Below are 21,310 nucleotides of genomic sequence, written 5' to 3' on the forward strand. Positions count from 1 at the left end.
AACTGATCGGCCGCTCAAAAATGCGCGGAGAGTATGGCGTTCTGATTTGCGGGCTCGCGGAGCATCGACCGCAGCCCGTACGACGCTTCGGCACGTGGATTGTGGAGGTGGTCGCAGGGCGGTCTTCTATGACGCCTACAGCCCGACTGGCGCCCCCCTCGTCGCCCGCCTGGCGGCCCAGAGCCGCATTATTCTGGCCGGGGCCGCCAACGGGTTGGGCTGCCGCTTCTCTGCGCAACTTGCACAAGAGGCTGTTGCGTTGCAGCCGAAGATCCCACTGCTTCAACTGCTTAGGTTCGTCATGCGCAAATACACGTTTTCTCGAACGGAGCTGTCGCGGGCGTTCGGTATCGACACGGCCACGCTTGGAACGGGCAGCGCTCGCACGGGGTTTTCATTCGGAAAGGTTGGACCGGGCGTTACATCCGAGCCCCATCGGCACGACGAAATCGAGGCCTTCGTGGTCCTGTCTGGCGCGGGCAAGGTCACGACCGACCGTGGGGAAATCTCGGTCGAGGCGGGCGATGTCGTTCTGTTCCACCCTTTTGAAGCGCATGTGCTGCGCAACGACGGAAACGAAGACCTAGATTTCGTCGATGTCTACTGGCGAGACGGCGAGGCCGCCCTTGATGCCGCTGCAAAGACCACGGCTCCACGCGGGCCGATCTTCGTCTTCTCCACGCCGCCGACGCCTAATGGCGATCTGCATCTGGGGCATCTTTCTGGCCCTTATTTTGGCGCTGATGTCTACACGCGTTTCCTGCGCATGAAAGGGGTCGAGGCCTACCACCTGACAGGAAGCGACGATTACCAGAGCTACGTCACGATACGCGCCGATGCCGATCAATCGACGCCTGCAAACGTGGCGCGCTACTACGCCGACGAGATTTGCGCCACGCTTGCACTTCTCGATTGTGACGTCCACAGCTTCCAACCCACAATGGACGATGACGGTTACGGCGAGTTTCAAGCCGCGTGTTTCCGCAGTCTTCTGAGCAGCACGGCGGTAGATCTGCGCCAGAGCCCTGCGCTTTTCGATGCTGTGACAGGCCACTATCTTTACGAACCGGATGTTAGCGGCCTCTGCCCCGATTGTGGCGGCTCCGCCGGTGGCAACATCTGTGAGGAATGCGGCGCCCCAAACCTTTGCCACGACTTGGGTGCAGCCCGGTCACGGCAGTCTGCCGAGGCGCCGCTGGTCGGCTCTGTCCGCCGCCCGGAACTTGCCTTGGACCGATGCTACGACAATATCGACCTGCATCTAAGGGCGTCGGGCGTCCCGCTACGGATCCTGGATCTCTTCGCGCGCCTACGCCGACGCGGCAACTTTTCAGTGCCCATTACCCACCCCTCGGACTGGGGCCTGCCGGCCGAAGGGTTCCCGGGGCAAGTGATCTGGGTCTGGCCGGAAATGGCCTTCGGTTTTCTTTACAACATCCAGGCGCTCGGCCGCTTGCTGGGTCGCGACTGGAAGGCGGAGATGCCCGGCAACGACTGGCAGATTGTCCATTTCTTCGGCTTCGACAATTCGTTCTACCACGCGCTACTCTACCCCGCTCTTTACGCCGAGGTCTTCTCCCACTGGACGCCACGCATCCGCTATCACGTCAACGAGTTCTACCTGCTCGACGGCAAGAAGTTCTCAACCAGCTGCCGCCATGCGGTCTGGGGCAAGGAGGTTCTGAGCCCAAAGACAGTCGACGTCCTGCGCCTCCATTTGGGCCTGACACGCCCCGAAAGTGAGCGGACGGATTTCACGCTGGACGCGCTGCGCCGCACCGAGAACGAGGTGTTCCAAGGGATTTGGCTGAACTGGCTTGATGCGTTGAACCAGGAAATCAAGCAGGATTTTGGCGGCCGTGTACCCGATGCAGGCGACTGGAGCCCGGCCGACCGCGCCTTCTTTGCTCGGATAGAGATCTATCGCGCGGCGATGGAACGCGCCTATTCGGACGAAGGCTTCTCGCTCCGGCGCGCGGCCGCTCAGGTCTGCGATTTCGTGCGCGATTGCGTGATCTACCGTCGGGCGCAAGACTATGCGGCGGCGCGACGTTTCTATCCCGCCCGCAATCGGACTTCGCTAGCCCTTCAGACGACGGCCGCTGCGATCCTGGCACCGACACTCGCTCCGCTGCTGCCCCGATTCGCCAGAACGCTGGCGCGAGGCATCGATGGCGTCTCAACCGAAACATGGCCCCGGTCCGTCCAGCGCCTTGCGCCCGGGACACGCTTTGATCTCGGACCCGTGTTGGTGTTCTACGCCAAATCCGGCAATCCTCATCTCGATGAGGGGGAAGCACTATGAGCCCAAAGGTGCACCAGTGAGCTATCCCAATCTCGACCAGATCTGCGCGGCAATCAAAGCCGATGATGCCAAATATCTTTACTCGCTGTCACTGGCGACCGAAGCCGCTATCAGACGGTAGAGACCAGATTGGCGGACCTGAACCGACGCATCGTCGACACCCTGGCCCGCGCCTTCGAGGACCGCTCGGCCGATCGCTTCCCAGCCCTTGCTGTTTCGTGCCGCAAATGCCGTGTGGGCTCGACTGCGCTGACCAACCTCTTCGGCATCGCGGGATTTCCGTCCTCCAGCCGGTCAAGACTGTCATGCGGTTCGAGGCGCTTGGTCAACCTGGCGCGCCCTGGATCGTGCGCCGATCACCGGAAATGTCGAATGCGAATGCCTGCCTGATGGTATCTTCGATTCTGTCCGAGCCTGTACTGGCGCGGCAGTCGGCCGAAGAACAACTGAGCTACTGACAATCGGAAGGTAGCAGGTTCAAAACTCTGCCCCAGAAACCGGATATTGCGCACAACCAGCGTTCATGATCGCTATGGTGCACAAGCTTCCAACCAGGCCCGCGCAACGACAGCCCGTCGCCTGAAGATACTCGGCGAGGGCCGCCAAATCCCTCGCAAGCGTATCCTCCGTCACATGCACGCCGTCTTCGCCGACAATGCAGACGCTTGTCTCGTCGAGAGATAAGTCCAGCCAGGGTGCTCCTTCAGGATTGCGCGTTTGCTCGGGTACGGAGCCGCCCCTCAGTTCCCAATCGAGGAGCGATCCTACAATTCACATATTTGGAGATCGCTCGCTAGGTTACCCGGTCTGTGAACCCTGCAAGCCGAAAATTCAGATTCCGCCCATGCAGAGATACTTCATTTCTAGGTAGTCCTCGAGGCCATGGCGGGATCCCTCCCGCCCGATGCCGGACTGTTTTATCCCACCGAACGGCGCCGCTTCTGAAGACATCCGGCCGGTATTTACCCCGACCATTCCATATTCCAAGGCCTCGGCCACACGCCAGACACGCTTCAGGTTGGAGGCATAAAAGTAGGCCGCGAGGCCGTAGATCGTGTCGTTGGCCTCACGCACGACCTGATCCGCATCTTTGAAGCGAATAATCGGTGCCAACGGCCCGAATGTCTCTTCTTGCGCGACGGTCATCTCGCTGGAGACACCGGTCAGGACTGTCGGTTGGAAAAACGTGCCATTCGTGCCGATGCGTTTGCCCCCGCAGCGAATTGCGCCGCCTTTGGCGACGGCATCGGCAATATGGGATTCGATCTTGGCCAATGCGTGCTTGTCGATGAGCGGTCCGATGTCCACTCCGGGAGCGAAACCGTCACCAACTTGAAGTTGGCGAGCCCGTTGCACGACTTTCTCGACGAACTCGTCGTGAACGCCCGACTGGACGTAAAGGCGGTTCGCCGAAACGCAGGTCTGGCCGGCATTGCGGAACTTCGCCTGGATCGCACCGTCAACCGCGGCATCGATATCGGCATCATCGAAGACGATGAAAGGTGCATTGCCGCCGAGCTCAAGGCTGACTTTTTTGATCTGGTCCGAGCACTGGCGCATGAGAAGGCGCCCGATCTCAGTCGACCCGGTGAAGCTGATCTTGCGGACCTTGGGATTGGTACAAAGTTCGCGGCCGACCGCGTCACCTTCTGACGCATAGATCAGGTTGACGACGCCTTCGGGAAAGCCAGCCTGATGGGCGAGGGCGAACATTGCTCCCGCCACGAGCGGCGTCTGTTCAGCGGGCTTGAGGACGATCGTGCAGCCCGCCGCCAAGGCTGGCGAGATTTTGCGCGCCACCATCGAGGCCGGGAAATTCCATGGCGTTATCGTGCCAACAACTCCGATGGGCTGCTTGATTACCAGCATTCGGCGGTCCATCGATGGTGCGGAGATCGTCTCGCCATAGACGCGATTGGCCTCCTCGGCGTACCATTGCAGATACGCCGCAGCATGCGATATCTCCGACTTGGCTTCGGCAAGCGGCTTGCCCATCTCCGCGATGAGAATCGCGGCGAGATCGTCGGCGTGGTCGATGATCAACTGATGCCATCGCCATAGAACGTCGCTGCGCTCACGTGCGGTCAGCCCTGCCCATCCAGGCTGCGCGACATAGGCCTTGTCGATCGCAGCGCATGTCTCCTCGACACCCATGTCGGGTAGTTCTGCCAGCACTTCGCCAGTCGACGGGTTGAGGACCTCGAATGTCCGCTCGCTAATCCGCGTGCCAAGTGCCGGCAGGCGATCAATGGGTCCAAACAGGTCGGGGGATCTCAGGTGACGGATCATCGGCAGGCACAGGGGCAATACCGGATTCCTCCTCAACGCAGCAGGTATATATAGCAGGTGCGGTGTGTACTCCGCGACGTCCGGGTTCCTTATAGGGCCTCGGCCAGACAGCTGGTAGACCACGGTACCCGACTGGAAAGGGAGAATACCTGAATACGCTAGAAGATGCCTCGCGGTTCTACTAGTCGAACGATTGAACAACGGACATCGGCTTCGCCAGCCGCGCGGAGTGGATGCTGGTGGCCTGCGCCTACAATCTGCGGACCACGAATCGGCGACTCTATCCACTCGAAGAGAGGCTGGCCTGAGGAGGAGCGCACCCCAATAATGACGCCTATACCGGCAAATGCCTGGGTAGGCCCGCGAAAACCGCTCCTCGCGCCTTTAAACAGATCCCGTTTACCCGGCGAGCGCCCGCAAGATGAGAAAGAGGATGGAGAGGAACAGGGTGGCGAAGGCGCGCCGAAGGAAGACCGGCCGGCGCATTTGCATGGGGATGGAGCTCATGATCAATTCCCCGCCTGTTGCTGCGGCAAAAGATAACCTGTGGTCGAATGGTCGAGCACCAGATAACGCGCGGCGACCGCCTTGACCTCGTCAGTGGTGATCTTGCGGACGCGGTCCGGCCTTTCGAGCACGTCCTTCACATTGCCACCGGTGGTGAGCGTCTTGCCATAAATGTTGGCGATGTGGTCCAGCTCGTCGTGCGCAAAAATCACGGAGCGGATATAGCGGTCTTTGGCCGTGTCCAGCTCGTCGCTGGTGACGCCATCCTTGGCGATCCGGGCGACTTCGGCAACGGCCGCCGCTTCGAGATCGACGAGCTTTGCATCGCCGCGCGGCGAGCCGGAGATGGTGAAATTGGTGTCGTCTAGCATGGTGCCCTGGAAGGAGGCGCCGGCCGCCGAGGCTATGCCTTGCTTGACGACAAGCTCCTGATATAGCCGGCTGCGGTTACCGCCGCCGAGGATCTCGGCCAGCAGGTCGAGCGCCTCGGCCTCGCCGGGCTCTGCCGTATGATAGGACGGCACCACCCATTGAGTGGAAAAGCTCGGCACCGAAACGCGCGCATCGGTCAGCGTCACTGTGCGCCTGGTGTTCTGCTCCGGCTCGACCGGACGGTTGCGCGGGGGCAGGTCCGGCCCGCGCACAACCTTGCCATAGGTCTTCTCGGCCAGCGCCTTCACCGTCTCAGGCTCTACGTCGCCGGCCACCACCAGCACGGCGTTGTTCGGTCGGTAGTATTTGTTGTAGATGGTGAATGCGTCGGTGCCGTTCAGCTTCTCCATGTCCTGCATCCAGCCGATGACCGGAATGCGGTAGGGCTGGTTCTGCCGCAACGTCGCGTTGACCTCCTCGTCCAGCAGAGCTTGCGGGTTCGTCTCTCTGCGCCAACGGCGCTCCTCCAGGATCACGTCGCGCTCGGTCTTGATATCATCGTCGTTGAGGATGAGGTTGAACATGCGATCGGCCTCGAAGCCCATCATCTCACCCAACGCCGAGGGCGCCACCGTCTCGAGGAAGGTGGTGTAGTCATAGGCGGTGAAGGCGTTATTGTAGCCGCCGATGGCTGAGACGGCTCGGTCGAACTCGCCGGCGGCGTGGTTGGTCGTCGCCTTGAACATCAGATGCTTGAGGAAATGGGCAAGGCCGGATTTGCCGGGTGGTTCGTCGGCACTGCCGATCTTGTACCACACCATATGAGTGACGATCGGCGCGCGGTGATCGGGGATGACGACCACTTCCATGCCGTTGTCGAGCAGGAAATCCGTCACTTTGCCGCCATCGGTGGCGGCCAGAGCCGGAGAGGTCGTCACCAGGGCCAGCGCGATGGCAGTGAACGCCTTGGGCAGCCAGGGGGACAATCGATGGCTCCGGTTGTGGTGGCTGGTCGAAAGGCAAGGTTCGAGGCAAAGTGATTTGTTCCTCATTTTGATGAAGGCGCTGCGTCCCAGTCTCCCCCCGTGGGAGGATCGGCGGGCAGCACCGAGCCAGATGAATAAGCTCTTCATGGGGCCAGGCCTTACTCGAGCCTCATCTTTGGATGGACCCAGGAGACCTGCGGCGGTATTTCTTGGTGAGGTGATCATGGGACGGATTCTCCTTGGTCCGCGACGTCTTGCGGATGACCAAGCATGCACCGTGCCAGATCAGAAAACCGTTCGAGGCAGTAGACAAAATCGGGCTCTGCCATGTTGCGCATCCGACATTGTCGGACATCGGACAGGGCCGAACGCGACGCGCGCGCGGCTGAGAATATCTTCTTCGTTCGGAAGACGATTGGGCGCGCTGCCGGGGAGGGGTATAGGATGCGCTTCGAATGGCCGCTGCACTGACGGTGAGAATGGAGATGTTGGTCGCCCCAGCGGAACCCTGTCCTCGACAGCCAGACCGGGTCGATGCTGAAGGGCAGAGGCGTGAGCAGCCCAGCCAACTCGAGCGCGGAGCCTGCTCGCGCGCTAGGACGGATCTGATTCAAAAATCGGCGAGTTGGGCGATATCCGCGAGGCGTTGGAAAACGAAGATCGTAGGACTCGGGCGGGAAAAAACGATGCGGTTGCGCGCTTCTGGCGTAATGCGCCTGCCGCGAGGCCGTTGAGCCTGATGAGTTGCTGCGGGAAAGAGGAGTGTTTGCGCGGGACCTTGGTCAAACGTGAGAAACAACCGTCGAGCTCGCCGTGGATGGGGGGCATGCAGGCAGGTTTGTCGCTGGAGGACAGCAGCACGGAAGCTGTCCGCGCTTGCCGTCGTCGCTGGGTACCAAACAGGACAATTTGGCGGTCGCGATCGAATTCATCTGCGTAAATACCGCCTGGCTGTGCTCGGTTTGCCGGCGAACAGATTTTGCCTTCTTTGCGGCTGCAAACGCATCCCTGGCGGCGTGGTCCCTAAGGTCAAGAGCATCGGGTGAGTAACAGCCTGATCCTGCTCAATCTGATGCGCGCCAACCGCCTCGCCGGATTGTGGAACCGCTCGCGGGTAGCTTCTACCACAAACAGCAAGGTCATGAAATCAAGTAGGAAGTCGTCGATCGCTTGGGCGATTGTTTCTGACTTGCCCTTGAACTGGTCCAGCAAAACGCGCGCGTTATCGATCGCTTCCACGCTGGTGGCATCGATCAACCCCTCGACCCTCTTGAAACAATCCAATTCGAAACTCCTTCAAGCGCTTGCCAAGCCGTTATGCACGAAGGTAGCTCCGTGAACTACCCGGCCTTTGACCTGGCGGCACGAGCAGCGGGCGGCCTTACGTCCCGTGCCTCCAAGCACCGGCCATAGACGTGGCGCTGAGGAGCGTTGGAAGGATCGGGCGCTTCCGGCCATGCTCGAGCGGTAGTGTAGGACACTGCTTGCTGGCGACTACGGCCAAAATGGAGTGCGCCAGCTGATCGGGGCTTAACAATTTTTCGCTTTTTGCTGCGCCCAAGTCTCGGCTATGAGTCGGGCAGGCCTAATGGCCTGCCCACGTTGCAATTGTTAAGGAGGAACACGTATATGCCTACTGGAACGGTAAAGTGGTTCAACAGCACCAAGGGGTTTGGATTTATTCAGCCCGACAATGGCGGTCCGGATGTTTTCGTCCACATTTCCGCTGTCGAACGCGCGGGCCTCTCGACCCTCGCTGACGGCCAGAAGATCAACTATGAGATCGAGCAGGATCGCCGCACCGGCAAGTCCTCCGCTGGCAGCCTCAGCAAAGCTGGTTGAAATTTTCTCCTGCGTTCTGGCAAGAGTGGGCGCGTAGGTCCGGAGGTCCTCACGGCCGCTCGATAGGAGCGAGCAAAAACTGAGGGCAGCAGATTGCTGCAGGCGTCAGGCGTCGCGAATTCCTCATGAAACAAAGTTGTTTGAAAGGAAGGCGGGGTTGGCCCCGCCTTTTTATATGACGCGCAGATTAAGCCGATGGCTGCAACGCTCCAGAACGAATCTCGATTGCCGAAATCAAGCCGCGACCTTCTTGCGGGTTCGCTTCGTCGGCTCCGGTGCTTCCGGCGCTTTCGGTTTGCGGCCGAGCCCCATCGTCTTGGCCAATGACGAGCGCGCCGCGGCGTAGTTCGGCGCGACCATGGGATAATCCGCCGGCAGGCCCCATTTGGCCCGATATCCATCCGGCGTCAGCCCATAGTGGGTCGACAGATGGCGCTTTAGCGATTTGAATTTCTTCCCGTCCTCAAGGGAGATGATGTAGTCCGGTGTCACCGACTTCCTGATCGGGACTGCAGGCGTAAGGGCAACCGGCTCTTCTGCAGAGACACCTCCGGCCGTCCCTTTCAGAGCCGCGTGCACTTGGCCGATGAGGGCAGGGAGATCCCCCACCGGGATCGGATTGTTGGAGACATAGGCTGAGACGACATCGGCCGTGAGCTCGATGAGGGTGTCGATGTTTTTTTCGGCTTCTTCTGTCATGAAACTCTCCAGGCGGCGTGAAACACAGTCGGCGAAGCGTCGCTTCATAGTGGCGGTCGCCGCTGAAAGCAACAAAGGTCTCGACATGATTATTGCGATGCTCGCCTAGCGAGATTCTATGGCGCGGTATCCGCCGTCGTGACCGTTGATCCGCCCGTTGTTGGCGACCTGCCGCGGTCCTTGCACATTTTCAGGCGCGTCTCGGCCGTAAGCTTTGCGCCGAAATGACCAGTGATCTCGAAACGAAGCAGGCTATTTCTGTTTCGCCATCCTCTTTTTGGCTGTGAAATCGGTGGCAGAGCAGTGGCCGCTTCCTGGTGGCGCGGGAGGAACTATCAAGCGTTGGTTCGCAATGGTCGAAACGCTGTAGATTCATCCGGTGAGCCGCTCTCGCAGCAGGATGTTAGGGATTGGCCCGCTGGTAAACCGAGGACATCACGCCGCTGCATTGCCATTGAACCGCTATCGCTGTGACAACACATTCCGCAATGGTGGGCGGGTGTAGAGCAGGCGCCTGTTTACGCAAACTAGCGGTTCAGCAGGTCGGGAGGAACGAATGAGCTCAGGGACTTTCAGCAGTCCAGTTTTCGGAAGGCGTGCACCAGTCCTGCGGATGCTATCGATTTTCTCAACGAATGGCCAGAAGATCGCAGAGACCGGATCTACGAAGCCGCTCTCACGGCGTGCTTTGATGCATACAACGGACGAATACCTGCGAGCGCAGCGCGCAAGACTTTTTTCCGCTTTGGGGAACAGGTCGCCACATTGGAAGATGCAACCTCCGCGATGCAATGGCTCGCTGCCTGCATGTCGGGCAGTGGAAAAGCGCAAGTGTAGGCGTCGCAGTCGTATGTGAGGCTGGGGCGGGTTACGCCGACGAGGTTATTGTATCGAGATTTCGCCGGCATCTGGAGCGTACTATAGCGAACAAACAATATTTTGCGCGCTATGGCGATGTTAATCATCTTGTTGTAAACCAGCTTCTCGCGACAGGACTGCAACGCTTCCGATGTGAAAATCACTGCGTGGGACTTGGTTCTCTCGAATTCATGACGGTAAATTGCCCTGTAATTATAGCAAAGCAGTTAGCCCATTGAAGCTGATAAACGAAGCCAAAATTGTGCTCCGTCGCCTGCCAATATTCGCTGGATGGAGGCTGTAGGCCTCACAAGCCAATCAAAACAGCTACTCGGGCGCCCTTTGAAATTCGTGTAATTTTGCTCACCCGAAACGGCCCTCTACAGTCGAAATAAGATCGTCGCGCAAAGGTGCTACAAGACACTATCGCGGATCGATTTGGGCCCACGTCGATCTGGCGAAGGCAGGCGGAAGTCGAGCAGGACCTGCTGCGGAACAGATAACCGGCCCCAAACCGAATCGGACACGGTGGCCCCGATTTCTTCATAGTTGAAGGCGCAGAGAGAACCGGAGCACGGCTCCGGCGCCGCCGCTTGCCGAGCAGCGATCCTCCGCCTCCCTGAAATCCAATCGAGAAGAGCGTTCAATTCCGGGACGGTCCAAGCTCTGCCGCGAAAACAGGTGTCAGACCACGCGGTCCTCTCCCGCAACTGATCTAGCGCAGGGCGTTCATGAGCCGCATATCCCAGAGTGGCTGCGTGCACGACGCAGCGAGATCATTTATGAAAATCCTATTCAGTACGATGGCTGTCCCCTTGCTGACAGCCATCGCTTTTGCTGCGGATTCGATCCCCGCAGACCTCAGAGAAACGGCACTGGCCACTTTCAAGGCTTTGCCACCCTCCACGCCGGTAGTCGCTAACAACCCGATCACACCGGAGAAGATCGCCCTCGGCAAGGCACTGTTCTTCGATCCACGCGTCTCGGCGTCAGGCGTCTTGTCGTGCAACTCGTGCCACAACTTGGCCACCGGCGGCGACGACAATCATGAAACCTCGATCGGCCATGGTTGGCAGAAGGGACCGCGCAACGCGCCGACTGTACTGAACGCTGTCTTCAACATCGCCCAGTTCTGGGACGGTCGTGCCGAAGACCTGAAGGCTCAGGCGAAGGGACCGGTCCAAGCCGGCGTCGAAATGGCCAATACACCGGGTCAAGTCATCGCGACGCTCAAGTCGATGCCGCAATATGTCGAGTGGTTCGATGCAGCTTTTCCGGCTGAAGCCGATCGGGTCACCTTCGACAACTTCGCCAAGGCAATCGAAGCCTTCGAGGCGACACTGGTCACGCCGGCCCCCTTCGACAGCTTCCTGAATGGTGATGAGCTTGCCATGACTTCCGAACAGAAACAGGGCCTGGCGCTTTTCATGGACAAAGGCTGCTCGTCCTGTCATGCCGGCATCAACGTTGGTGGGGAAGCCTATTACCCATTCGGCCTCGTGGAACAGCCCAGCGCCGAGGTCCTGCCGGAAAAAGACAAGGGCCGATTTGCGGTCACCAATGCAGCCGACGATTCCTATGTTTTCCGCGTGGCGCCGCTGCGCAACGTTGCACTCACCGCGCCATACTTTCATTCGGGCAAGGTTTGGGATCTGAAACAGGCCGTTGCCATCATGGGAACCACCCAGCTTGGCGTGGTACTGGCGGACGAAGAAGTCGACCTGCTTGTTGCCTTCCTCAACTCGCTGACCGGAAAGGCACCCGAGGTCGCCTATCCCATCTTACCCGCCGAAACGGCGACAACACCCCGGCCTACAACGCAGATCTTAGGAAAATAAACGGCCAGCTGACTGCGGAATTCGCAATTGACAATGATTGCGACTTTTACTGGACGAGACGAGTCGCGACGTCCATGAGAACGCAAATGGCTCGTTTCCAAAGTGCAGACACTGCTTCCGTCACCAGCTCGTTGCGATGGAAACATGTTTGGGATCTGGCGTGCGACATGCCAAGGAAGGCGTCTGACGCATGAGGCTCGCGCGCTGTCGATACCGCGCGGCGGCCGGCCATCGCGCTGGCGGCCGAATTGCCGCGCGCCGAAGTGATCGGCCCCCTTAGGGCGAAGGGGCAGCCACTCCGTCCTCCATGTCCAGCGATTCTTCGACTGCTTCCGGATTCCGGGCGATGGTCCAAAGGAGAGTATTCGCCGCTGCATCCGGTTTCGAGCGACCTTGCTCCCAGTTTCGAAGCGTTGCCAGATCGAGGCCATACCTCACGGAGAATGCCTCCTGAGAGAGCTTCGTGCGATCCCGGACTTCGCGAATACTTATCGGCCGCGGCGCATGAACCTTCGCGATCACGCCTGCGGACGACAGTTCATTCTTCAGTGCCAATAGGTCGTCGACGCAAGGAACCGTCACGAACGCCTTGCCGTGATCGACCATCTCCGTGAGTATCGCGTGGGCCGTCCTGAGCGGCAGCTGTCTCTTAAGGAGAATCCGGGCGGCCTCAGGAGTATTCGCGCCGTGAAGAAAACTGAGGCTCAGTCGGACGGGAGAGCCTGACGACACCGGGACGACGTCCCGGGTTCGCACCCGTTGTCCGTACCGCTCCATGAATTTCGATTTAGTCGACATTAAGCTTCTCCGCGATCACTCGACCGAGCTTGCGCAATTTGGACCATCCCCACTGGAGGCATCGCGATAAAAGTACGCCAAACAACGCTAAGGGAGAACAAACGGTGATCTGATTTCGTTCGACGCTCGTTTTCGAGAGCCGTTCTGGGTCGTTCGCAATCAACTGTGTAGGCCAGCGGAGCGAGCAAGGAGCGCCAGATCCGGACAGGGCTGAGTGGGGTGTTTCTCCGAAAGGGGGGCCATGCCCTAAGGGACACGAGATGTAGTGGACTCGTCGATCCGCGCGGTTTCGATTCGCGCACCCCGGGCACAACGCTTGGATAAGTCCCATCAGATGCTCTCCGGTGGCCGTCATCTGTTTAGCTGACATTGGGCCGAGGGCTTCCAGCACGAGCCACATGGCGCGGGTATCGACCGTGACCATGGTGCGCCGCCCCTGCCGCCAGTTCCAGCGGCGGCACGTGACACCGGCATCATCGCACCAGATGACTTCGCCCGGTTCGGGATGCTCGGTTGCCATTTCACCTTGCTCGATCGTGTCGAATGGCTCCGCTCCCCTCGCAATTAAAAGTCTCGGGACCCCCTGGTAGAGATCGAGATCCTCCCCGCCAATCGGAACGCCATACAACACGCTGACGGCATTGTAGGCATCAACCAGTGGGGAAATCCGCGGGAGAGAGCCATCTTTCCGCACCCGCTTGAGAAGCGCGGCGGCCGAGCACGGCGTTCGATTGGCCTTTGTGCCGAAAGCCTCGTAGGCAACGGCCCACGCCGCAGGACGCGCGTCCCTTTGGGCGTCATAGCGAAGCGCCGCCTGTTCCGCCGCCGCAATCGTGTCGTTCAACGCCTGTGCATCCGGCACGGCGATTCCAGCGTTCCGCACCACAATGCTGATCAGATGAAAATCCCGGTAGCGGGCCTTGATCTCGGGGCAATCAATGGCGTGAAAGACATGGGATGCTCTTTTCTCATGGGGAGGCTTTGCGCTGCGGGTGGTTCGGGAAATGTTTCAAGAAAGGTGCTTGTCGAGCGTCCAGATCTTCTGGCATCGGCATGGTGCATGCCGCACCATGCGCTGGATAATTCCATCATTCGGCCGTGGACAAGGCCTGGTAGAGATCGTCGATTATGTCTTGCGGGTGCTCGAGCCCGCTCGGCCGGCAACAAGCTACGCCTCCGCCAGATCCTCCATTTCATAAAAGGCAGCGGGCGCGATATGGATGTGAAGCAGTTTTCCTTGCCGCATGCATCGCTCTCGGAAATTCGTCTCGCACGAAAAATCTGCCGCCAAACTGGCCTGATCAACAGCACCAGTTGCATGGCGTATTCCCAGTCCAGTTGGCTTTGCAACGAAATGCGGTTCAGCCCAAGGGTCGGTTTCCTCGCCAGCACGCCACATCCCGCCGTTTTAGCCACCGTGTCCCGGCAACGCGTCTTGCACCTGCTTGACAACCGCTCGCAGGATCTCAACGCCCTTCTCGATCTGCCGAATGCTCAAGGCGGCATAGCCCATGACAAGCCCCACGCGATCGATGTGGCCTTCGTCCGATTGCCGCTCGTAAAGGGGCGAGATCAGGTGCAGCCCCAGGCCCGCGCCTCGGGCGGCTTCGACCAGGGTCGTTTCCCGCGATCGCGGCAGTTCGTCGAACCAAACGACGACGTGCAGACCGGCCTCTGCTCCCTGGACAGCGATGCGATCGCCGAAGCTGCGCCGCAAGGCGCCCAACAACGTCTCCCGACGCTCGCCGTTCAGCCTGCGCACGCGCCGCACATGGCTTTCGTAGCCGCCACTCTCGATTAAAGAGGCCAGAGCCTCCTGTTCAGCTACCGGCGAATGCCGGTCCGCGAATTGTTTGGCGGTTGCGAAGACCTCCTGCAATTCCGGCGGGACGACGAGGTAGCCGATACGCAGCATCGGCGAGAGCGTTTTGGAGATCGTGCCGAGGTAGATGACAGCCCCGTGGTCCTCGAGACTGTGCAGCGGAGGGACCGGATTGATGTCGTAGCGATATTCGCTGTCGTAGTCGTCCTCGATCACGTAGGCATTGTTGTGCCGCGCCCATTCCAGAAGCTGGTGGCGGCGCGTGATCGGCATGACGCCGCCCAGCGGAAACTGATGCGATGGCGTGACATAGGCCAGTCGTGCACCAATCCCCGCCAGCAACTCCGTCTTCATCCCGTCCTCGTCGACGGTGACGGGGACGGGCGAGGCGCCTGTGCCGGCAAAGACCTGACGCGCCATCCTGTAGCACGGATCCTCTATGACGAAGCTGTCGGCGGGATCGAGAAGCAGGCGCGCGCACAGATCGAGGCCCTGCTGCGAACCGTTGACGATGATGATCTGCTCGAGGTCGCAGCTCAGGGTTCGGGCGCGCCAGAGATAGCCCTGCAACGCTTGGCGCAGCCGGCGCGAGCCGCGAGGATCGTCATAGGCAAGACGCAACGGGCGCTGCGCCATCGCCTCGTTCATCGCGCGTTTCCAGATCAATGCAGGGAAATCCGACGGCGCCAGGTCACCATAGCGGAAATCGACCTTTAGCGCGTTCGGCAGATAATCTGGCCAGGGCGGTGTGGCGCGCAGTCGTCCCCCATAGGCGGACAGAAGAACCTGGCCGACCCGTTTCGCGACAGTGCGGCTCGTCTCAGGACCGATCAGCGAGGATGCAACGCGAGGTCGTGCGCCTTGACGGACTTCGATAAAACCTTCCGCGGTCAGTTGGTCATAGGCGACCGTCACCGTCGTTCGCGAAACCCCAAGGTCATTTGCCAGGCCGCGGGAGGACGGCAGCTGACTACCGGTTTCATAGACGCCGCCGAGGATTTGCTCGCGAAGAGCCTCGTAGATCTGGCGTGCACCCATCGCGTGCGAGCGACCTTCAGAACCGGCACTTGAAGACTGGACCATTTCATTCATTGCTAACTGGATATTTCACATTGGCCAGTTTGCCGTCAATCTTTGGGAAACCCAAGAAAGATCTTAGAGGCCGAATGACCCGCTCCTATCAATCCGAAACCGATGCTCTCACGCGGTCGCTCAACGACACCGGTCCCGGATTCGCCACTCGGGCGATCCATCATGGCTACGATCCGGCCGGCTTTTCCAATGCCGTTCAGCCGCCAGTCTTCTTGACCTCGACCTATGGATTCGAAAGCGTGGCAGCGAACGAGGCCGCCGCCGCGCTTGGCGGAAGGCTCTATGCGCGCGAATACAATCCGACGACGGAGATCCTCGAACAACGGCTCGCCAATCTGGAAGGAGCCGAGGCAGGTCTGGTCGTTGCCTCGGGGATGGCGGCTTTCGGGACGCTGATCCTGTCGCTCCTGTCCCAAGGCGATGAACTCATCGTCCACAGGACGCTTTATGCGAACACGCTTGCCATGGTCGAACAGGCGGTCCCCCGCTTCGGCATCAAGGTCGTCGCGGTCGACCTGTCCGATCCTCAAAATCTCGATGCCGCGATCACCGAGCGGACCCGGCTTGTTTTCTTCGAGACGCCGGTGAATCCGCTGAGCCGCATCCTCGACATCGCTGCCATTGCCGAGCGCGCCCACGCGCGCGGTGTAAAGGTTGCGGTCGACAGCACCTTCGCCTCGCCCGCGCTCCAGCGGCCGCTCGAACATGGGGCTGACCTCGTGCTCCACTCCCTGACCAAATACATCAATGGGCACGGCGATGCCCTTGGCGGGGCCATTCTCGGCGACGCGCAAACGCTCCGCACGCTGCACGAAACCGGCCTGCGCTACATCACCGGCGCAGCGCTCTCGCCCATGTCAGCCTTCCTGATCCTGCGCGGTCTGAAGACGCTCACGCTGCGCATGGAACGGCACAGCGCCACTGCCCTTGCGGTGGCTCAGGCGCTCGAGGCGCACCCGGCGGTGGCATGGGTGAGTTATCCCTTCCTCGACTCGCACCCTGATCAGGTGACGGCGCGAAAGCAGATGTCCCAAGGCTCGGGCATGTTGGCCTTTGGCCTCCACGCTGGGTTCGAGGGCGCGCGCCGGATGATGGACCGGCTCAACTTGATCACCCGGGCTGTCAGCCTCGGCGATGCCGACAGCCTCATCTATCATCCGGCAAGCCTGACCCGTGCTCGTCAGCCGATCCGCAAGGATGCCCATCTGGCCGATGGAGTCGGCGAGGACCTCATGCGTCTCTCGGTGGGTCTTGAAGACGTCGATGACCTAATCGCCGACCTGCGGCGGGCTCTGGACGCCTTGTGATGACCTGTCGTCCGGCCAGTCCTGCGCTCACGCACAAACCTGGAGCCTTGCCATGGCATTCCTGAGCGGTCTTTCCGCGTTTCCCATCACGCCCGCCGATCGTGACGGCCGCGTCGATACCGTTGCTCTGCGCAAGCTGATTGCCAGGCTTTGCGCCGCTCAGGTCGATTCCATCGGTCTTCTCGGCAGCACCGGCACATACATGTATCTGACGCGCGGGGAACGGCGACGGGCGCTCGCCGAGACCTTGGACGAAACCGGGGGACAAATGCCGGTCGTGGTGGGTGTGGGCGCGCTGCGCACCGACGAAGCAGTGAGGCTCGCGCAGGACGCTAAGGCCCTTGGGGCTGCCGCGGGGTTGCTTGCCGCCGCCTCTTACACCCCGCTCACTGATGACGAGGTGTTCGAACATTTCTCCACGGTGGCGCGCGAAAGTGGCCTTCCGATCGTCATCTACGACAATCCAGGAACGACGCATTTCCATTTCACCCCAGCACTCGTCAGCCGCCTGGCAAAGGTGGGTGGGATTGTCGCTATCAAGAATCCGACAGACAAGGGCGATGCGATCAAGAGCCATCTGGCCGACCAGAGGCGCACTGTGCCGGAAGGGTTCTCGATCGGCTACAGCGGCGACTGGAACGCCGCAGAGGCCATGATCGCCGGCGCCGACACATGGTACAGCGTCCTCGCCGGCATCCTGCCCGAGGTCTGCGTGAAGATTGTCACGGCGGCGCAACAGGGCGATGCGGCCGAAGCGCGACGGATCGATGCCACGCTTGCGCCGCTCTGGAGCCTCTTCAAGGAGTTCTCGAGCCTTCGCGTCGTCTATGCACTTGCCGAATTGCTCGACATTTGCCGTGCCGACCCCCCGCGTCCCATCCTGCCTCTGCCCTCAGCAGCGAAGCGCCAGATCGCCGCCGCGTTGGAACGCTTGCCATCGGATGTCAACCGGTGAATAGCGAACCCGGCGGCCAGTGAAGGAACCTGTCATGTATGTACCCGCGCATTTCGATGAACCGAGCCGAGAAGTCCTCTACGAACTGATCGAGAACAGTGCACTTGGCATGATGGCCGGAGCGGTCTCGACGCCAATCACATCCCCTTCGAACTCGACACGTCACAGGGAGAAAACGGTACCCTTTGCTCCTGCGCGATTAATACACGTGCCGAAGGAAAGTGCACATTCTCGCTCGAGTGACTTATTTCAAAGGATGTGATCGCGTTTTGGCACATTCACGGCCGACATGCGGCAGCCAGTCACTCACCACATGGTGAGCAACCAGGAAACCCTCCGGCCTACACTTTCTACCGGAGCGCACGTACTGCATCGACCATGTTCATGAGGGCAGGGCGGACCTCCTCCCATTTGCGTGTTTTGAGGCCACAGTCCGGGTTTACCCACAGTTGGGAATCCGACAGTCGCTCGCGAGCAAGCATGACGAGATCCGAAATCTCCCCGACTTCCGGGACACGTGGTGAGTGAATGTCGTAGACTCCGGGCCCGATTTCGTTCGGATATTTGGAGCTCGTGAAGGCGTCCAGCAGTTCCATTTTCGAGCGCGACGTCTCAATCGAAATTACATCCGCATCCATTTCGGCGATCGCGTCGATGATCTCGTTGAACTCCGAATAGCACATGTGGGTATGGATTTGAGTCGCGTCCTTTACACCCGTTGAGGCGATCCGGAAGCATTCGACAGCCCAGTCGAGATAGTCTTTCCAGTCAGACTGGCGCAGTGGCAATCCTTCGCGAAACGCGGCCTCATCGATCTGGATCATCCTTGCGCCGGACCATTCGAGATCCGTCACTTCGTCGCGGATGGCAAGCGCGATCTGGCGGCATGCCTCGGAGCGGGGTACGTCGTCGCGAACAAAAGACCAATTGAGAATGGTCACTGGTCCCGTGAGCATTCCCTTCACAGGCTTTTCCGTAAGCGACTGGGCGAATTGCCACCAGCGCACCGTCATCGGATTGGGCCTCGATACGTCGCCGAAGATTATGGGGGGACGCACGTAGCGGGACCCATAGCTTTGCACCCAGGCATGCTGGGTGAAGGCGAAGCCGGACAGCTGCTCGCCGAAATGCTGTACCATGTCGTTTCGTTCGAACTCACCGTGCACCAGCACGTCCAGCCCGATCTCTTCCTGCCAGCGAATTGCAGCCTCGATCTCCTTCTTCAGGAAGGTCTCGTAGTCGACATAGCTCAGCTGGCCCTTCGCATGAGCGGCCCGCGCCCTGCGTACCTGCGGCGTCTGCGGGAAGGACCCGATGGTCGTCGTCGGGAACGGCGGCAGCCCGAGCGTGCCGGCCTGGACTCTGGAGCGCTCGGCAAAAGCGCTCTCTCGTCGCTTCATGCTGTCGTCAATGCTGGCGATCCGTCCCTCAACAAGCGGGTCATGGATCTTCGTGGATGTCACGCGAGTGGCGGCAGCCTCGGCAGACGCTTTCAACGCGCCTGCCACCGCATCCCTGCCTTGGGACAGGGCCCGGGCAAGCAACACCAACTCGTCGGTCTTCTGGGCCGCGAAGGCGAGCCACGACCTGATGTCCGCGTCGAGTTCCGTCTCCATGCGCAGGTCGATCGGCACATGCAGCATCGAGCAAGAAGGCGCGATCTCGACGCGGTCCAAGGGCCAGCCGGCGACGATCGGTTTGATGCGGTCGAGAATGGCGGGCAGGTTCGCACGCCAGACGTTGCGGCCATCGATCAAGCCAAGCGAGAGCACCAGATCCTTCGGTGCGAGCCGACCCACCGTTTCCAGCTGCTCGGGAGCGCGCACGAGATCAATATGCAGCCCGGCCAGGGGCAGAGAAACCGCGGTTTCGAGATTGTCTCCCAGCGGCCCGAAATAGGTAGCCAGCATGATCTTCAGCTCGGGCGCGGCTTTCGACAGCTGGCCATAGGCGAATTCGAACGCAGCTCGTTCGTTCAGGTTCAGATCGAGGACAAGCGCTGGCTCATCGATCTGCACCCAGTCGGCTCCAGACAGCTTCAGCCTCTGCAGGAGTTGCTCGTAGACGGGCAGCAGCCGCGGCAGGAGCGCGATGGGATCGAATCCTTCGGCAGGCGATTTCGCCAGCTTGAGGAAGGTGATCGGTCCAAGGATGACTGGGCGTGTGTGAACGCCGAGAGCTTTAGCCTCGATGAAGTAATCGACCGGTTTCGTCGACGAGAGGGCGAACGTCTGATCATCGTTGAGTTCCGGCACAATGTAGTGATAGTTGGTGTCAAACCACTTGGTCATTTCCATCGCGGTTACATCAGGCCGATGAGCCGCCTGCTGGTGACCAGCGTGTCGACAATCCTCCGTCTGACCCTGGTTGCCCCGCGCCATTGCGAAGTAGATGTCAAGTGGAACCTCGCCGCTATTCCAGCCGTAACGGGATGGAACGGCGCCGACCATGGCTGCGGTGTCGAGCACATGGTCGTAGAGCGAGAAGTCGTTCGACGGGATTTTCGACACGCCGCGATCGTGCTGCTCCTCCCAGCTAGCGGCACGGAGCGCCTTCGCGGTCGTGAGAAGGTCGGCAGCGGACGATTTTCCGGACCAGTAGCTTTCAAGCGCGAATTTCAGTTCTCGCCGACGACCGAAGCGGGGCACGCCGAGCGTTGCTACAGGAATTTGCTGAGAGACAGTCATGCCAGACCCCGATGGTTGGGGCGTCGGTGACAAGGAAGGCGCTAGCAGGCCGGCACGAACGCCAGGCTGCAGCGGCCACCGAGACACCCCGCCCGTGGACGTAATTCGCCGTGGCAGGTCTCCTGGCTCGCGGGGTCATAGCCTCTACCCGTCTTCCCAAGGCTATTTGCCTCAGTGACATGAGTGGGGTTGGCTCGCCGCTAACAGTTGCGGGGGCAGCGCCGGCATCGCACCGGCTTCCCTCTTAGCTCCGCTGCGGCAGCGCCGTACGGAGAACCACGACGCGGGAGACAATTACAGCAGTTCGCTTCTTTGTCAACGCCGCATAAAGAAATGTTTATGTCGTTATGTTAAATTTGCGTTGGCATGTTGCCAAAGGTCGCCTTGAAAGCGAAACTATGGAAGCCTTGAGCGGCCGGTAAATCAAAGCAATAACGCACAGCGGTCCAGGAGGATAGGAGTTCGTCGGCTGCTGGCAGCAAACATACCGGCAAGCGCCGTGGTGCTGCTTAGCGCATCATGCGAACCACCTCGGCGTCGAACTTCGGCTCCGAGGTTCCGACCGCTTCGTTGGTGATCTGCTCGCGACCATATTCGGCTCAATGGCGAGGCTGTTGCCCATGTGGAAGCTGTTGGCCGTGATGCCCTCGGTGATATGACACAACGATTTCGGGGGGAGCACACCGAGGCCAGGCGCAGCGGCGTGTTGCGAAGTGATCGAGGCCAATGTCTCGAACTGCTTGTTCGCAGCCCACCCGCTCAAGGTAACCCGGCTCAAACCACGGGGCCAGCTCAAGTCCTGTCCAAATGAGGCTTGAGCGGCAAATCGTCGTGCACGCGCACGGTTTGGCGTTCGATCTTGTGATGCGTGTCGATGCCGGCTCAATACTCCCCAGAAGTGCCGTTTGAATCTTCCCCAGTTTAGCGCTGTCGCCGGTCTTCCGGAGCGCGCT

14 protein-coding genes and 1 riboswitch are annotated in these 21,310 nt (G+C 60.2%); of the genes, 6 read left to right on the forward strand and 8 right to left on the reverse strand.

Translation table 11 applies throughout. From position 1 onward, the window contains the following. Positions 1–259 precede the first annotated feature (259 nt). On the forward strand, positions 260–2,305 hold the full coding sequence (locus NKJ93_RS32670; RefSeq protein ID WP_352593497.1) for a class I tRNA ligase family protein: 2,046 nt from the start codon (positions 260–262) through the stop codon (positions 2,303–2,305). Positions 2,306–3,136: 831 nt separating this feature from the next. Here the strand turns inward: NKJ93_RS32670 and NKJ93_RS32675 are convergent. The 3 genes from NKJ93_RS32675 to NKJ93_RS32685 form a co-directional block, all read right to left on the reverse strand. Beyond that, on the reverse strand, positions 3,137–4,594 hold the full coding sequence (locus NKJ93_RS32675) for an NAD-dependent succinate-semialdehyde dehydrogenase (protein ID WP_352593520.1): 1,458 nt from the start codon (positions 4,592–4,594) through the stop codon (positions 3,137–3,139). Positions 4,595–5,103: 509 nt separating this feature from the next. Continuing rightward, positions 5,104–6,459, reverse strand: a complete 1,356-nt coding sequence (locus NKJ93_RS32680) for a M16 family metallopeptidase (protein ID WP_352593500.1) — start codon at positions 6,457–6,459, stop codon at positions 5,104–5,106. Positions 6,460–7,488: 1,029 nt separating this feature from the next. Continuing rightward, a complete protein-coding gene (locus tag NKJ93_RS32685) occupies positions 7,489–7,716 on the reverse strand; it encodes a hypothetical protein (RefSeq protein WP_352473851.1) in 228 nt (75 codons plus the stop codon). Positions 7,717–8,088: 372 nt separating this feature from the next. On the opposite strand from NKJ93_RS32685, the gene NKJ93_RS32690 reads away from it, so the two are divergent. Further along, positions 8,089–8,301 (forward strand): cold-shock protein, encoded by a 213-nt coding sequence (locus NKJ93_RS32690; protein ID WP_023679670.1) that lies wholly within the window; start codon positions 8,089–8,091, stop codon positions 8,299–8,301. A 234-nt stretch (positions 8,302–8,535) separates the two neighbouring features. On the opposite strand, the gene NKJ93_RS32695 is transcribed toward NKJ93_RS32690, so the two are convergent. Next, positions 8,536–9,000, reverse strand: coding sequence for a Ros/MucR family transcriptional regulator (locus NKJ93_RS32695; protein WP_352567522.1), 465 nt, complete (start codon positions 8,998–9,000; stop codon positions 8,536–8,538). Between the two features lie 618 nt (positions 9,001–9,618). Between NKJ93_RS32695 and NKJ93_RS32700 the strand changes: the two genes are divergently transcribed. Both NKJ93_RS32700 and NKJ93_RS32705 read left to right on the forward strand, forming a co-directional pair. Beyond that, positions 9,619–9,837, forward strand: coding sequence for a DUF982 domain-containing protein (locus NKJ93_RS32700; protein WP_502904420.1), 219 nt, complete (start codon positions 9,619–9,621; stop codon positions 9,835–9,837). A gap of 803 nt (positions 9,838–10,640) precedes the next feature. Next, a complete protein-coding gene (locus NKJ93_RS32705; RefSeq protein ID WP_352593526.1) occupies positions 10,641–11,696 on the forward strand; it encodes a cytochrome-c peroxidase in 1,056 nt (351 codons plus the stop codon). A 276-nt stretch (positions 11,697–11,972) separates the two neighbouring features. On the opposite strand, the gene NKJ93_RS32710 is transcribed toward NKJ93_RS32705, so the two are convergent. From NKJ93_RS32710 to pdxR, 3 genes are all read right to left on the reverse strand, one after another. Further along, entirely contained in the window at positions 11,973–12,494 is a 522-nt protein-coding gene (locus NKJ93_RS32710) for a helix-turn-helix domain-containing protein (RefSeq protein WP_352593503.1), read from the reverse strand. Beyond that, positions 12,484–13,338, reverse strand: coding sequence for a B3/B4 domain-containing protein (locus NKJ93_RS32715; protein WP_352593505.1), 855 nt, complete (start codon positions 13,336–13,338; stop codon positions 12,484–12,486). Before NKJ93_RS32715 ends, NKJ93_RS32710 begins: the two co-directional genes overlap by 11 nt. A 564-nt stretch (positions 13,339–13,902) precedes the next feature. Continuing rightward, entirely contained in the window at positions 13,903–15,399 is a 1,497-nt protein-coding gene (gene pdxR, locus NKJ93_RS32725; protein WP_502904421.1) for a MocR-like pyridoxine biosynthesis transcription factor PdxR, read from the reverse strand. An 83-nt stretch (positions 15,400–15,482) separates the two neighbouring features. Between pdxR and NKJ93_RS32730 the strand changes: the two genes are divergently transcribed. Continuing rightward, complete coding sequence (locus NKJ93_RS32730; RefSeq protein ID WP_352593511.1) at positions 15,483–16,715, forward strand: trans-sulfuration enzyme family protein; 1,233 nt, start codon at positions 15,483–15,485, stop codon at positions 16,713–16,715. A 52-nt stretch (positions 16,716–16,767) separates the two neighbouring features. Further along, a complete protein-coding gene (locus NKJ93_RS32735) occupies positions 16,768–17,670 on the forward strand; it encodes a dihydrodipicolinate synthase family protein (RefSeq protein WP_352593514.1) in 903 nt (300 codons plus the stop codon). A 350-nt stretch (positions 17,671–18,020) separates the two neighbouring features. On the opposite strand, the gene metE is transcribed toward NKJ93_RS32735, so the two are convergent. Further along, complete coding sequence (metE, locus tag NKJ93_RS32740) at positions 18,021–20,357, reverse strand: 5-methyltetrahydropteroyltriglutamate--homocysteine S-methyltransferase (protein WP_352593517.1); 2,337 nt, start codon at positions 20,355–20,357, stop codon at positions 18,021–18,023. 95 nt (positions 20,358–20,452) lie between these two features. Next, positions 20,453–20,653, reverse strand: a riboswitch (cobalamin riboswitch). Positions 20,654–21,310 lie beyond the last annotated feature (657 nt).

Origin of the sequence: Mesorhizobium sp. M0028, from assembly GCF_040323855.1 — a bacterium.
Taxonomy (GTDB): domain Bacteria; phylum Pseudomonadota; class Alphaproteobacteria; order Rhizobiales; family Rhizobiaceae; genus Mesorhizobium.